Below are 13,436 nucleotides of genomic sequence, written 5' to 3'. Positions count from 1 at the left end.
CCCGTCCGAAAAACGAAACGCCGCGCCACGAGGGACAAAAAGAGGGTGGGGCGGTCAATCAGATCAAAAATATAAAAATGGTCTAAGGGGTAGGAATAATGAGCGAAATGGCAGTAAAGGCGCCAGCGACAAATCGCTGGCTCCAGTTGGTCGCCGGCGTCGTCTGCATGGTGGCGGCAGCAAACATCCAGTATTCGTGGACGCTGTTCGTCCCCGAGATCGTTTCGACGCATGGCTGGACCCGCGCGTCCGTCCAGGTGGCCTTCACCGTGTTCGTCGTGGTGCAGACCTGGCTCACGCCCATCGAGGGCTACTTCATCGACAAATACGGCCCGCGCGTGATGGTGCTGGTCGGCGGCTTCTTCACCGGCCTCAGCTGGGTGATGAACTCCTACGCCGGTTCGCTGACCGCGCTCTATGTGGCTGCGGCACTCGGTGGCATCGGCGTCGGCTGCGTCTACGCCACCTGCGTGAATGCCGCGCTGAAGTGGTTCCCGGACCGCCGCGGTCTCGCGGTTGGCCTCACCGCCGCCGGCTACGGCTCCGGTACCGTGCTGACCATCCTGCCCATCGCCGCGATGATCAAGTCGAGCGGCTATCAGGAGACCTTCTTCACCTTCGGCCTGGTTCAGGGCGCGGTGATCATGCTCGCCGCCGGCTTCCTGCGCGCGCCGTCCAAGACCGAGGTGATCTTCTCCTCGACGGTGGCCCAGTCCCGCCGGGACTACACCCTCGGTGAAGCCCTGCGCACCCCGGTCTTCTACGTGATGCTGACCATGTTCGTCCTCACCGTCTCCGGCGGCCTGATGGCGGTGGCGCAGCTGGGCGTGATCGCCGAGGACCTCGGCGTGAAGCACATCAACGTCGACCTGTACTTCTTCGCCATGGCCGCGCTGCCCTTCGCGCTGATGCTGGACCGCATCCTGAACGGCTTCTCGCGTCCCTTCTTCGGCTGGATCTCGGACCATATCGGCCGTGAGAAGACCATGTTCTTTGCCTTCGCCCTGGAAGGTATCGGCATCGTCGCGCTCGGCACGTTCGGAACCAATCCCTGGGCGTTCATCATCCTCTCCGGCGTCGTCTTCCTCGCCTGGGGTGAGGTCTACTCCCTGTTCTCGGCGACGGCCGCGGATACCTTCGGCTCCAAGCACATCGGCAAGATCTACGGCATGCTCTACACCGCGAAGGGCTTTGCCGCCCTTCTGGTGCCGCTGGCCAACCTGCTGATGGAGGCAACCGGGACCTGGACGACCGTGCTCTACACCGTCGCCGCCATGGACCTGACTGCCGCCTTCGCCGCGCTCTTCGTCCTGCGGCCCATGCTCGCCCGCCATCACCGGCTCAATGCCGAGGCGGCCGCGTCTGCCACGGCCACGCGCCAGGCCACGGCCTGAAGCTTGGATCCGGGCGGTGACTGCCGCCCGGACAAACCTAGGTTACGCGCCGCCTTGGCGGCGCCGGTGTGCGGGAAAGGGGGAGGTCCCACCCGAATACGCCAGATTTCAATCCGCGCGGCCCGCTCGCGCGCCAACGAGTCCCTCCACCGCCATCTGGCGGTCCCTCAAGCCCCGGCTTCGGCCGGGGCTTTTTTCGTTTGAGGCTCAGGAAAGCAGGGCAGAGAGGGTGCCGGTGATCCGCGGATCCGGTCCGGGCCGAGCAGCGCGGCCTGGAATGGCGGGGCTTGGCGTGTTCCTGGTGGCAATGTAAAAATGCAGAATGATTCGGTGTTTGTTTATGTATCTGAAGTAGACGAGAAGCTTATTTGGTTGGCGTGGTCTATGTGTGGTTTCCGACAGCGGGAAGTGAGACTTGGGCTGTGCCCTCTCTTCACGGTCCGCATCTGGTCGGCTGCTGCCGAACCGGCCCTCGAAATCCCGAATTACAGCGGAAAGTAACAGTTACATAGCCGTAACGGCATTCTGTATACCAGATTCTGTGTGCACCTTTCGCCTCGGTTCGCGAACGGGTCGATGAACGGCCCGAACAAGAATGGCGACCGTCACGGGCCGTTCATCGCATTCGATGATCCCCAGTGAGAAAGGGAAGGAAATGGCTCAGAACTCCGCAGCGCCTGTCGGCGGCCCGATTGGAGGGCGTTGGCTGCAACTGCTCATCGGCGTGGTCTGCATGTCGATGATCGCCAATCTTCAATATGGGTGGACGTTGTTCGTCGAGCCCATGAACGAAAAGCATCAGTGGGGCCGTGCCTCCATCCAGGTCGCCTTCACCATCTTCGTGCTGTTCGAGACCTGGCTGGTGCCGGTCGAGGGCTGGTTCGTGGACAAGTTCGGCCCGCGGATCGTCGTGTTCATCGGCGGTATCTTGTGCGCCCTGTCCTGGTTCCTGAATTCGCGGGCTGACAGCCTCGCCATGCTCTATGTCTCGGCGGCCCTGGGCGGCACGGGTGCGGGCGCGGTCTATGGTACCTGCGTCGGCTCCGCGCTGAAGTGGTTCCCGGATCGCCGCGGTCTCGCCGCCGGCATCACGGCCGCCGGTTTCGGCGCCGGTTCGGCCCTGACGATCGTGCCCATCGCGGCCATGATCAAGTCGCAGGGCTACGAGCACACCTTCCTGTTCTTCGGCCTGCTCCAGGGCGCCGTCGTGGTGGCCCTTTCGCTGCTGCTCCAGGCGCCGAAGGAAGGCCAGCTTCCCGTGGTCAAGGCGTCCGCCACCCAGAGCCGCCGCAATTACGGCCCGGGCGAGATGGTGAAGGCCCCGGTGTTCTGGGTCATGTACCTCATGTTCGTGCTGGTGGCGGCCGGTGGCCTGATGGCGACCGCGCAGCTCGGCTCCATCGCCAAGGACTTCAAGATCGCCGACGTGCCGGTCTCCATCCTCGGCCTGACCATGCCGGCGCTGACCTTCGCCCTGTCCATCGACCGCGTGCTGAACGGCCTCACCCGTCCCTTCTTCGGCTGGGTGTCGGACAATATCGGCCGTGAGAACACCATGTTCATCGCCTTCGGCCTCGAAGCGGTGGGCGTGCTGGCCCTCGCGCACTTCGGCTCCAACCCGGTGCTGTTCGTGCTGCTGACCGGCCTCGTGTTCTTCGCCTGGGGTGAGATCTACTCGCTCTTCCCCGCCACCTGCGGCGATACCTTCGGCGGCAAGTTCGCCACCACCAATGCCGGCCTTCTCTACACCGCCAAGGGAACGGCCTCGCTGGTGGTGCCGATGGCCTCGGTGGCTGTGGCGAGCCTCGGCAACTGGGACCTGGTGTTCATGATCACCGCCGCGGTCAACGCGATCGCCGCTCTCATGGCCATCTTCGTGCTGAAGCCGATGCGCACCCGCTTCGTCGCCGGCGCCGCTGCTCAGGCTGCTGCCGAGCCTGCGAGCGCAAAGGTCACTGGCTGAGGCTCTGCCTCAAACTTTCGGCCCACCTACCCCGGGCCCAACTGAGGGAGCGGCTTGCCGCTCCCTTCTTTTTTGTTGGTCAGTTGCCGCGCGACACGGGCGCGGCGAAGGGGCCGGCATGGACCATGACGAGGTTCGAGGCCGTGCCCTTCGTATCGGTCGAGGGGGTAACGCGGGCAAAGCGGGGCTCGGGCGTCTGCAGCAGGACATCCTCGATCGGAATGCCGGGGCCGCCGGCAACCGTCATGTACGGCTTCTGCGCCGTAAGGCCGTTGGCGGCGAAGGTGAGGACGATCCCGAAAAGGCCGAAGGCCGTAAGCTCAAGCGCGTTCATAACTCTCTCCCGGCATGATGCCGAAGGGATGCGGCGCGTTTCGCCGGGCTCGATCCAAGTCGCCCGACGCATCCGCGTCCCGGTACAGTCACCTTGTACCGCGCTTGTCCAATCTCGTGGTATACAAAATACGCAGAGGCGGACCCGCAATGCTGCATAGCAGCATTGCCCCTCGCCGCCCGCAAGCGCGCACAAGCGCGCATGCACGCCTCCTCTGGAACCAATCACTTCAGGCTTGGGCCAGCCCGCCGAGATAGGCCAGGAGGCCGGCTGTCGACCCGGATGCGCCGGAGGGGAGGGCGCCGCCCTGCACGGCCGGGAGGAATTGCGTCGCCAGCTCCTTCCCCAGCTCCACGCCCCACTGGTCGAAGGCATTGATGCCCCATACGGCGGCCTCGACGAACACCCGATGCTCATAGAGCGCGATGATGCGGCCGAGGGAGAAGGGGTCGAGCTCCGCATAGGCGATGGTGATGGAGGGGCGGTCTCCGGGGAAGACGCGATGGGGCGCGATCGTGGCGACCTGCTCGGCCGAAAATCCCTTCTGGACGAGCTGGGCCGCGGCCTCCTCCAGGGTGCGGCCGCGCATCAGCGCTTCCGCCTGGGCGAGGCAGTTGGCCACCAGAAGGTTATGGTGATTCTTCAGGTTCGGCTCGTGGCCCTGCGCGGCAATGAGGAATTCCACCGGCACGGTATCGGTGCCCTGGTGAAGAAGCTGGAAGAAGGCGTGCTGGGCATTGGTGCCCGGTTCTCCCCAGACGATGGGGCCGGTGCCGCGGGTAGCCGGCCGGCCGTCGCGCGTGACGCTCTTGCCGTTGCTCTCCATGTCGAGCTGCTGGAGATAGGCCGGCAGGCGCGCGAGGCGCTGGTCGTAGGGGATGATGGCGCGGCTGGGATATCCGCAGACATTGCGGTGCCAGATCCCCACGAGGCCGAGCAGCACCGGCATGTTCTGGTCCAGCGGCGCGGAGCGGAAATGCTCGTCCATGGCGGCGGCGCCGGCGAGGAACTCGCCGAAGCGGTCCGGTCCCACGGCGATCATCACCGGCAGGCCGATGGCCGACCACACCGAATAGCGGCCGCCCACCCAGTCCCAGAATCCGAAGGTCCGCTCGCGCGAGATGCCGAAGGCCTCCACCCGATCGAGCGCCGTGGAGACGGCGGCAAAATGGTCGCCCACGGCCGCCTCGCCCAGCGCATCCGCGATGAAGGCGCGGGCCGTGCCCGCATTGCACATGGTCTCGACGGTGGTGAAGGTCTTGGAGGCGACGATGAACAGCGTCGTCGCGGGATTGAGCCCCTTGAGCGTATCGGTGATGTGGGCGCCATCCACGTTCGAGACGAAGTGGCAGCGGGGCCCGTCATGATACGGCGCGAGAGCCCCCGTCACCATGGCCGGGCCGAGATCCGACCCGCCGATGCCGATATTCACCACGTCGGTGAAGGCGTTGCCGCGCGCACCGGCGATGCGCCCCTCGCGCACCGCATGGGCGAAGGCGGTGAGATTGCGCAGTGTCTCGTCCACGCCGGTCTTCACGTCGATGCCGTCGACGGGAATGCTCTCGTCTGCGCGGTTGCGCAGCGCCGTGTGCAGCACCGCCCGGTCCTCGGTGAGATTGATGTGGTCGCCGGCGAACATGGCGTCCCGCAACTGCTCCACGCCCGCGGCCCGGGCGAGATCCAGCAGTTGCGCCAGGGTCTCGTCGGTGATCGCGGTCTTGGAGAAGTCGAGCAGCAGGTCACCATAGCTGGTGGAGAAGCGCTCGAAGCGGTCGGAGGCGGCGAACAGGTCGGCGATGCGCCCGGTGCGGCCTTTCCAGGCGGCGTCGAGGGCGTCGAAGGCGGCGTCGGTCGCGCTCGGCTGGGCTTCAGTCATGGCTCGGACCTCTTGTTCAGGGGCACCACATCACGTCGAGGGGCGCACGCCCCCTCAGGACGGAGCGGATGGGCAACTCTTCGACAGGGCCGCCAGCGCAGGCACGCTCAAGCACCGCGCGCTTGGTCATGCCCTCGATGTGCAGCGCCAGCGTGTCGGCCGAAACCAGCCGGGGCAGGGTGAAGGTGATGCGCGGCTCGCCCGCCGCATCCGCGCGCACGGCGGCGAGGATTTCGGGTGTCGCAGGATCGATGGCTGCGGCGAGCGTCTCGGCGCCGGGGAAGAAGGAGGCGGTATGCCCGTCGTCCCCCATGCCGAGCACTACGGCCGCGAAGGGGGAGGGGAGGGCGGCGACCCGCCCGGTGGCCTCCGCAAGTCCGTCCTCCGGGGTCGCGGCGCCGGTATAGAGCGGCACGAAGCGGGCTGCGGCCGCCGGCCCCTTCAGCAGGTGGTGTCGCACCAAAGCGGCGTTGGAGCGGTCTGAGGTCTCCGGCACCCAGCGTTCGTCCACGAGCGTCACCAGCACGCGGGACCAGTCGATCGGCGCGCCGGAGAGGGTCTCGAAGAAGGCGAGCGGGGTGCGCCCGCCCGAGACGGCGAGGCTCGCCGTGCCGTCGCGGGCGATGCGGCGGCGCAGGGCCTCGGCCACATGGGCGGCCAGCGCCCGGGCGAGGCCGGCCGAATCGTCGTAGACGTTGAGGGCGATGGGTGTGGTCGGCGGGGTCACGGGAGGCCTCAGGCGTCATCGGTCCAGGTGCGCCCGTCCCGTTCGATCAGGGCGATGGCGGCGGAAGGCCCCCATGTCCCGGCCGTGTAAGGCTTGGGCTGGTCGCGCGAGGCCCGCCATGCGTCGAGGATGGGATCCACCCAGCGCCAGGCGGCTTCCACCTCGTCGCGGCGCATGAACAGGGTCTGGTTGCCGCGCACCACGTCCATGATAAGCCGCTCGTAGGCGTCCGGGTTCCGCACGCCGAAGACGGAGGCGAAGCTCATATCGAGCGGCACATGCTGCAGGCGCATGCCGCCGGGGCCGGGATCCTTGATCATCAGCCACAGCTTCACGCCCTCGTCCGGCTGCAGGCGGATGACGAGACGGTTCGGCATGATGGGGCCGGCGTGGTCGTCGAACACCGAATGGGGAATGGGCCGGAACGCCACCACGATCTCGGACACGCGCGAGGCGAGGCGCTTGCCCGTGCGCAGGTAGAACGGCACGCCGGACCAGCGCCAGTTGCCGATCTCGGCCTTGATGGCGACGAAGGTCTCGGTGCTGCTCTCGCCGGAGCCGAGTTCTTCCAGATAGCCCGGCACCGCCCCGCCCGCCGAGGCGCCGGCGCGATACTGGCCGCGCACCGTCATCTGCGCGAAATTGCTCTCGTTGATGGGCTCCAGCGCCTTGAGCACCTTCAGCTTTTCGTCGCGCACCGCGTCCGCGTCGAGCGAGACGGGCGGCTCCATGGCGACGAGGCAGAGGAGCTGGAGAATATGGTTCTGCACCATGTCGCGCAGCGCGCCGGCGGTGTCGTAATAGCCGGCGCGGCCAGCGGTGCCGATGCTCTCGGCCACCGTGATCTGCACGTGGTCGATGTGCGCGTTGTTCCACACCGGCTCGAACAAAGCGTTGGCGAACCTGAGCGCCATCAGGTTCTGCACCGTCTCCTTGCCGAGATAATGGTCGATGCGGAACACCGCCTCCTCGCGGAAGACGCGCCCGACGGCGGCGTTCACCTTCTGGGCGGAGGCGAGGTCCTTGCCCACCGGCTTTTCCACCACCACGCGGGACAGGTCTGTGACGAGACCGAACGCGCCGATGCGCGCGCAGATGGGATCGAACAGGTCCGGCCCCACGGCCAGATAGAAGACGCGGACGCGATCCTCTCCCACCTTCAGCGTGGCGGCGAGATCGGGCCAGCCCTCGTCGGAGAGGGCGTCCACCGCCACATAGGTCAGCCGGTTGAGGAAGCGGGCCAGCACCGCCTGATCCACATCCTCGACGCCATCCGCAACGCCGAGCGCATCGCGGGCGAAGGCGCGGAAGTCTTCGTCCGGCAGGGGGCGGCGGGAGGTGCCGATGATGCGCGCATCGTCCGGCATCTGGCCGGCGAGGTCGCGCTCGAACAGCGCTGGGAGGAGTTTGCGACGGGCGAGATCGCCAGTGGCGCCGAAGACGACGATATCGAAGGGCTCGACAGTGACCACGCGCGCGACCATTCGGCCTTTCTCCCTCATCGGAGGCCTTGCGCCCCCTGCGCCGACCGGCCGACCCGCAGCCGGATCAAGGCCCGGCATGCCGGCGCAACTTCAGTCTAGAGCAGGCGTCGCTCGGATTGCACCGCAATCTGAGGGAACAACACTTTCTCTTCTCACGGCTTTGGAGACAGGCACACGACAGGCGGGAGCGCGGCGGCAAGCGGCCCACGAAAAAAGAGCGGGCCGCGACAAAAGCAAATCCGCGCGACGGGGATCGCGCGGATGCAAAATCTTGAAACCGACTGAGGGGACGCTTTCGACGGTCAGCTCGAATGCCCGGCGTTGCGGACCTCAGCGACCTCAGCGTCTCAGCGGGTGGGGCGCGGCTTGGACGGGATCAGGCCTTCGCGCTGGGCGCGCTTACGGGCCAGCTTGCGGGCGCGGCGGATGGCCTCGGCCTCCTCGCGGGCGCGCTTCTCGGACGGCTTCTCGTAGTGGCCACGCAGCTTCATCTCGCGGAAGATCCCCTCGCGCTGCATCTTCTTCTTGAGCGCCTTGAGGGCCTGATCGACATTGTTATCGCGGACGAGAACTTGCACGTGTTTACCTCTTCGAGCTGTTGCGCCGAGCCGGAGCCTTACCTGATCTGAAACGCCGGACCGCAGAAGATGGCGCGTGCGCCTGTCCTCGACCTGTCCGAAGGAAGCGCTCTCTTACCAGAAGAGGTGCAGCTTGTCCACACGCCTTGAAGCGGTGGAAACGGGAGGTGGCGCCTTGCGCCGGCTCACTTTCCCGCGGGCCGTTTTGGCTTGGCGGGGGGTGTTCCAGACATCAACAGCCGGGGGCCGGCAGGCCGGATTCGCTGCGGGCGGGCGCCATGAAGATTGGCCCGCCCCGCTTCTGCGCCTCGCGGCACAAACCGTCGAGCTCGTTGCGGATGCTGGGGTCGGAAAAGCAGGTCGCGGCCTCGCGGATGCCCTGCATGAAGCGCAGCTCGATCTGGATCACCCGCCAGCTGCAATAGCGGCCGGACCGGGCCATGTGCCGGGCGAGGTCGCGCAGCCATTCGGAGAAGCGGTCCTTGATGCGATCGTCGGACAAAGACATCTGCCACCACAAATTTGGGTCATGGCTTCGGCGGTACAAGAAAACCGCCGCGGACAGCAGAGTCATGCGTCAAATGCTGCGACGCGTCATCAGGGCGATTCGTCTCAGTCCCTAGCGGAAGAGCCGGCTCACAAGTCAGCAGCCTTCGCCATCCGGTATGTTGGCGCAGGCTTCGGGGTCGCGCGAAACCCGCACCACATGGCCCATCTTGCGGCCGGCGCGGGCTTCTTCCTTCCCGTAGAGGTGCAGGTGTGTGCCCGGCTCTGCGAGCAAAGCGTGCCAGTCATGCACGTCGGCGCCGATGAGGTTGGTCATCTGCGCTCGGCCGAGACGGGAGACCTCGCCGAGCGGCCAGCCGGCGATGGCCCGCACATGCTGCTCGAACTGGGAGGTAACGGCGCCGTCCTGGGTCCAGTGCCCGCTATTATGCACGCGCGGGGCGATCTCGTTGACGATCACCCGCTCGTTCGAGCCCTGGCAGACCACGAACAGCTCCACAGCGAACACGCCCTCATATTCGAGCGCATCGCCGATGTCCCGCGCGATGGCGCGCGCCTTCCGCGCCGCCTCGGCGGTGAGGGTCGCAGGGACCGTGGAGGTGTGCAGGATGTGCTCGCGATGGACGTTCTCGGTCACATCATAGGCGCAGAAGGCGCCGTCGCCGCGCCGCGCGGCCACCACGGACACCTCGCGCACGAAGCTCACGAAGCCTTCGAGGATGGCGCTCTGGCGCCCGAGGGCGTGCCAGGCGGCGGTGAGATCCTCGCCGGGGCGGATCATCACCTGCCCCTTGCCGTCATAGCCGAAGCGGCGGGTCTTCAGCACCGCGGGCAGGCCAAGCTGCGCGACCGCGGCTTCGAGATCGGCGAGGCTGTCCACCGGGGCGAAAGGCGCGGTTTCGATGCCGAGGTCACGCACGAAGCTCTTCTCGGCGAGCCGGTCCTGCGTGATGGCGAGCGCCTTGGCGCCGGGCCGCAGTGGCACCCGCGCGGCGAGGAACTCGGCGGTGGCCAGCGGCACGTTCTCGAACTCGTAGGTCACCACGTCGACGCCGGCGGCGAACGTCTCCAGCGCGTCGAAATCGTCATAGGCGGCGCAGACATGCGCGGCGCTCACATGGAAGGCGGGGCTGTCCTTGTCGGGGCAGAGCACATGCGCCTTGAGGCCGAGTTCCGCGGCCGCAAGCGCGATCATGCGGCCGAGCTGGCCGCCGCCGAGGATGCCGATGACGCTGCCGGGACGAAGCATGGTCAGACGGGCCGTTCCGCCACCGCTCCGGTGCGCGCGGTGCGCCAGGCGTCGAGCCGTTCGGCGAGGGCGGGATCGGAGATGGCCAGCACGGCGGCCGCTAGCAGGGCGGCGTTGGTGGCGCCCGCGACGCCGATGGCCAGCGTGCCCACCGGGATTCCGGCCGGCATCTGCACGATGGAATAGAGGCTGTCGAGGCCGGAGAGCGCCTTGGATTGCACCGGCACGCCGAACACCGGCAGGGGCGTCAGCGCTGCCACCATGCCCGGCAGATGGGCCGCGCCGCCGGCCCCGGCGATGATGACCTTGAAGCCGTCCGCCTTCGCGCTCTTGGCGAAGGCATACATGCGATCCGGCGTGCGGTGGGCGGAGACGATGCGGCAGTCGTGCGCGATCCCGAGCGCATCCAGCGTCTCGGCCGCATGGCGCATGGTCTCCCAGTCGGACTGGCTGCCCATGATGACGGCAACGTCAGCCGTGCTCATCCCTCGTACCTTCGCGAAAACGGAAAGCGCGGGCTTTATAGGATTGGCAGGGGCGCGGCAAGGGGGAGGGGGTGGAAACCCTCACCGCCAGCGGCGGTGGAGCCAGAGCCATTGCTCGGGATATTCGCGCACCCAGCCCTCGATCACGGAGGTGACGGCCTGCATGGCGCCCGTCACCTCGATCTTGCCCTCGCCGTCGCGGGGGAGGGTGATTTCCTCGGTGATCTCCACCCGGAAGCGGGCGCCGGGCAGGCGGATGACGCGCATGCCGTGCACCGGGCAATCGAACTGGCGGGCGAGGCGGGCGAGCGTCGGGTTGGTGGCGCAGGGGCGCCCGAAGAACATCACCTCGGGCCCGCCGGTCCAATATTGGTCGATGAGCATGCCGAGATGCTGCCCCTCAGCCAGCATCCGTGCCATCTGGCGTCCCGCATCGCGGCCGGCGCGCACGAGGCCGGGCATGGTGCCGGAGCGCATCTCCTCGATGAGTTCGGCGGCGCGCTTGTTGTTGGGCGCGCGATAGAGAACGCCGCCGGGCACGTCGAACTTGGCGCCGGCGATGGCGCACAATTCCCAGTTGCCGGTATGGGCGGTGAAGAACAGGGCCGGGCGGCCGTCGTCACGCAGGCGCTGGAAGATCTCCGCGCCCTTCACCTCGATCCGGCCTGCGTTCGGATGCGCGGGATCATAGTCCCACAGGCGATCCTGCTGGGCGAACTCGGCGGCGAGTCGCCCCATATTGGCCCAGATGCCGCGGACGAGGGTGTTGATCTCCGCCGGGCTCTTCTCCGGGTAGGCGGCGGCGAGATTGCGCCGCGCCACCTTGCTGACCGCAAAGAAAGGCCCGAGCAGCTTGGCCCAGAAGGCCATGCCGCCGGCCGAGAGCCAGAGCGGCCACACGCGCAGCCACCACACGGAGAAGCGCACATAGCCCGCGACCAGCACCTCGACGGCGGGCGCGAGCGCCAGCTTCAGCCGGTGGATGGCCTTGCGGACGGGGAGGGGGAGCCGGGCCACGATTGTGTGCGCCGCCCCCGCCTCAGAACTTCACCACGATCTTGCCGAACACCTTGCGGCTTTCCAGCCGCTCCAGGCCCTCGTTGAAGTTCTCGAGGGGCACCACGGTGTCGATGACGGGCTTGACGCCCCGGCCCATCTTCTCGAGCCCATCGGCCACGTTGCGGATGGTGGCGCCGAACGAGCCGAAAATCTTGTACTGGCGCTGGAACAGCTGCATCAGGTTCATCTGCACCGAGACGCCCGAGGTGGATCCGCAGGTGACGAGGCGCGCGCCGGGCTTCATGGAGAGCAGCGAGGCGTTCCACGTGTCGGCGCCCACATGCTCGAACACCACGTCCACGCCCACCTTCTTGGTGATCTTGCGGACCTCGTGCTCGAAACGGTCCTTGCGATAGTTGATGACGTGGTCGGCGCCCAGCGCCTTCGCCTTGTCCATCTTCTCGTCATCGCCCACGGTGGTGATGACGGTAGCGCCCACATCCTTGGCGAGGCGGATGGCGGCGGAGCCGATGCCCGAGCCGCCGGCATGGACCAGCACGGTCTCGCCCTTTTCCAGCTTCGCATTGTCGAACAGCATGTGCTCGACGGTGGAGAAGGTGATGCCGGCGCAGGCCGCTTCCTCGAAGGAGACGCCCTCGGGGGCGGGGATCACCAGCCGCTCGGGCATGTTCAGCACGTCGCGGGCGAAGCCGTCGATGTGGAAGCCCAGCACGCCGCCCACGTTCTGGCAGAGGTTGTCGCGGCCCTTCAGGCAGTTGGCGCAGTGGCCGCAGGTCATGGCGCCATACATGGCGACCGTCTGGCCGACCTTGAGGCCGCGCACGTCGGCACCCAGCGCCACGATCTCGCCGGCGGCCTCGGCGCCCACCACGAGCGGCATCTTGCGCTTGGCGAAGGCCATGCCGCGCCAGCCCCAAACGTCGATATGGTTGAGCGCCAGCGCCTTCACCCGGATCTGCACCTCTCCGGCGCCCGGGGCTTCCGCCTCGGGGAGATCGACGAGTTCGAGCTTGCGGTCGGAGACGAGCTGGAGGCCACGCATTGTTGTTCTCTGAATATGATGTCAGCGGTGGGCGGCGAGCGAGGCGGAGAGCCCGCCATCCACCGGCAGAACGGCGCCGGTCATATAGCCCGCACCGGGGGAGAAGAGGAAGGCCACCACCTGCGCCACGTCGTCGGGCGTGGCGAAGCGGCCGGCGGGGATCTGCGCCTCCATCTTCGCCCGATAGTCCGCGAACTTCTCCAGCATGGCGGTATCGATGAAGCCGGGGGCGACATAATTCACCGTCACGCCGCGCCGGGCGGTCTCGATGGCGAGGCCGCGCACATGGGCGAGCAGAGCGGCCTTGGAGGCGGCGTAGGCGGCATTGCCCTGGTTCGCCTGCAGCGCCGCCACCGAGCCGATGGCGACGATGCGGCCGGCCCGGGCGCGGGTCATCGGCCGCACCAGCGCGCGGGTGAGGCGCACGAAGGCGAAGTGGTTCACCTGCATCACCGCCTCGGCCTTGTCCTGGTCGATCATGGCGGCGAGCGTGTCGTAGGAGGCGCCGGCATTGTGGCAGAAGCCGAAGAAGGTCTCCCCGGCTTCCAGCTCCTCGGCGAACGCCTCCACCGCCGCGCGATCGGCGAGGTCGAGGGGCCGGGCGGAGACGACGGCATCCGGCGCCGTGGCGCGGATGTCGGCGATCAGCGCCTCCGCCTCGGCCACGGCCGAGCGGTAGGTGAAGACGACGGGATAGCCGGCCCCGGCGAGACGCCGCACGATGGCGGCGCCAAGCCCGCGGCCGCCGCCGGTGACGAGGATGGGGGCGGTCATCGG

The 13,436-nt window shown here is 67.4% G+C and carries 13 protein-coding genes; 2 read left to right on the top strand and 11 right to left on the bottom strand.

Annotated features, from left to right (window positions below; translation table 11 throughout):
- Nucleotides 1-107: 107 nt before the first annotated feature.
- Entirely contained in the window at nt 108-1,394 is a 1,287-nt protein-coding gene (gene oxlT, locus FHT36_RS09995; RefSeq protein ID WP_210257707.1) for an oxalate/formate MFS antiporter, read from the top strand.
- 655 nt (nt 1,395-2,049) lie between these two features.
- Nucleotides 2,050-3,357 carry an oxalate/formate MFS antiporter gene (gene oxlT, locus FHT36_RS09990; RefSeq protein ID WP_169122364.1) on the top strand — a complete coding sequence of 436 codons (1,308 nt, stop codon included), beginning with the start codon at nt 2,050-2,052 and terminating at the stop codon, nt 3,355-3,357.
- Nucleotides 3,358-3,436: 79 nt separating this feature from the next.
- On the opposite strand, the gene FHT36_RS09985 is transcribed toward oxlT (FHT36_RS09990), so the two are convergent.
- The 11 genes from FHT36_RS09985 to FHT36_RS09935 all read right to left on the bottom strand — a co-directional run bounded on the left by FHT36_RS09985 (nt 3,437) and on the right by FHT36_RS09935 (nt 13,433).
- Nucleotides 3,437-3,691 carry a hypothetical protein gene (locus FHT36_RS09985; RefSeq protein WP_169122363.1) on the bottom strand — a complete coding sequence of 85 codons (255 nt, stop codon included), beginning with the start codon at nt 3,689-3,691 and terminating at the stop codon, nt 3,437-3,439.
- Between the two features lie 229 nt (nt 3,692-3,920).
- Nucleotides 3,921-5,567 (bottom strand): glucose-6-phosphate isomerase, encoded by a 1,647-nt coding sequence (pgi, locus tag FHT36_RS09980; RefSeq protein WP_169122362.1) that lies wholly within the window; start codon nt 5,565-5,567, stop codon nt 3,921-3,923.
- Between the two features lie 16 nt (nt 5,568-5,583).
- Nucleotides 5,584-6,294 (bottom strand): 6-phosphogluconolactonase, encoded by a 711-nt coding sequence (pgl, locus tag FHT36_RS09975; protein ID WP_348644418.1) that lies wholly within the window; start codon nt 6,292-6,294, stop codon nt 5,584-5,586.
- Nucleotides 6,295-6,302: 8 nt separating this feature from the next.
- Nucleotides 6,303-7,778: a glucose-6-phosphate dehydrogenase gene (gene zwf / locus FHT36_RS09970; RefSeq protein ID WP_169122361.1), complete on the bottom strand. Its 1,476-nt coding sequence runs from the start codon at nt 7,776-7,778 to the stop codon at nt 6,303-6,305.
- Between the two features lie 347 nt (nt 7,779-8,125).
- Nucleotides 8,126-8,356, bottom strand: coding sequence for a 30S ribosomal protein S21 (gene rpsU / locus FHT36_RS09965; RefSeq protein ID WP_012113273.1), 231 nt, complete (start codon nt 8,354-8,356; stop codon nt 8,126-8,128).
- 232 nt (nt 8,357-8,588) lie between these two features.
- On the bottom strand, nt 8,589-8,864 hold the full coding sequence (locus tag FHT36_RS09960; RefSeq protein WP_169122360.1) for a hypothetical protein: 276 nt from the start codon (nt 8,862-8,864) through the stop codon (nt 8,589-8,591).
- A 135-nt stretch (nt 8,865-8,999) separates the two neighbouring features.
- On the bottom strand, nt 9,000-10,112 hold the full coding sequence (locus FHT36_RS09955; protein WP_169122359.1) for a 5-(carboxyamino)imidazole ribonucleotide synthase: 1,113 nt from the start codon (nt 10,110-10,112) through the stop codon (nt 9,000-9,002).
- Nucleotides 10,113-10,114: 2 nt separating this feature from the next.
- Nucleotides 10,115-10,597 carry a 5-(carboxyamino)imidazole ribonucleotide mutase gene (gene purE, locus FHT36_RS09950; protein WP_169122358.1) on the bottom strand — a complete coding sequence of 161 codons (483 nt, stop codon included), beginning with the start codon at nt 10,595-10,597 and terminating at the stop codon, nt 10,115-10,117.
- Between the two features lie 81 nt (nt 10,598-10,678).
- Complete coding sequence (locus FHT36_RS09945) at nt 10,679-11,614, bottom strand: lipid A biosynthesis lauroyl acyltransferase (RefSeq protein ID WP_169122357.1); 936 nt, start codon at nt 11,612-11,614, stop codon at nt 10,679-10,681.
- 22 nt (nt 11,615-11,636) lie between these two features.
- Complete coding sequence (locus FHT36_RS09940; RefSeq protein WP_029557680.1) at nt 11,637-12,659, bottom strand: zinc-binding dehydrogenase; 1,023 nt, start codon at nt 12,657-12,659, stop codon at nt 11,637-11,639.
- A gap of 21 nt (nt 12,660-12,680) precedes the next feature.
- Nucleotides 12,681-13,433 carry an SDR family NAD(P)-dependent oxidoreductase gene (locus FHT36_RS09935; protein WP_169122356.1) on the bottom strand — a complete coding sequence of 251 codons (753 nt, stop codon included), beginning with the start codon at nt 13,431-13,433 and terminating at the stop codon, nt 12,681-12,683.
- Nucleotides 13,434-13,436: the final 3 nt, after the last annotated feature.

It is taken from the genome of Xanthobacter sp. SG618 (genome assembly GCF_012932745.1).
Taxonomy (GTDB): Bacteria; Pseudomonadota; Alphaproteobacteria; order Rhizobiales; family Xanthobacteraceae; genus Xanthobacter; species Xanthobacter flavus.
This window is presented reverse-complemented; position numbering and strand designations above follow the sequence as displayed.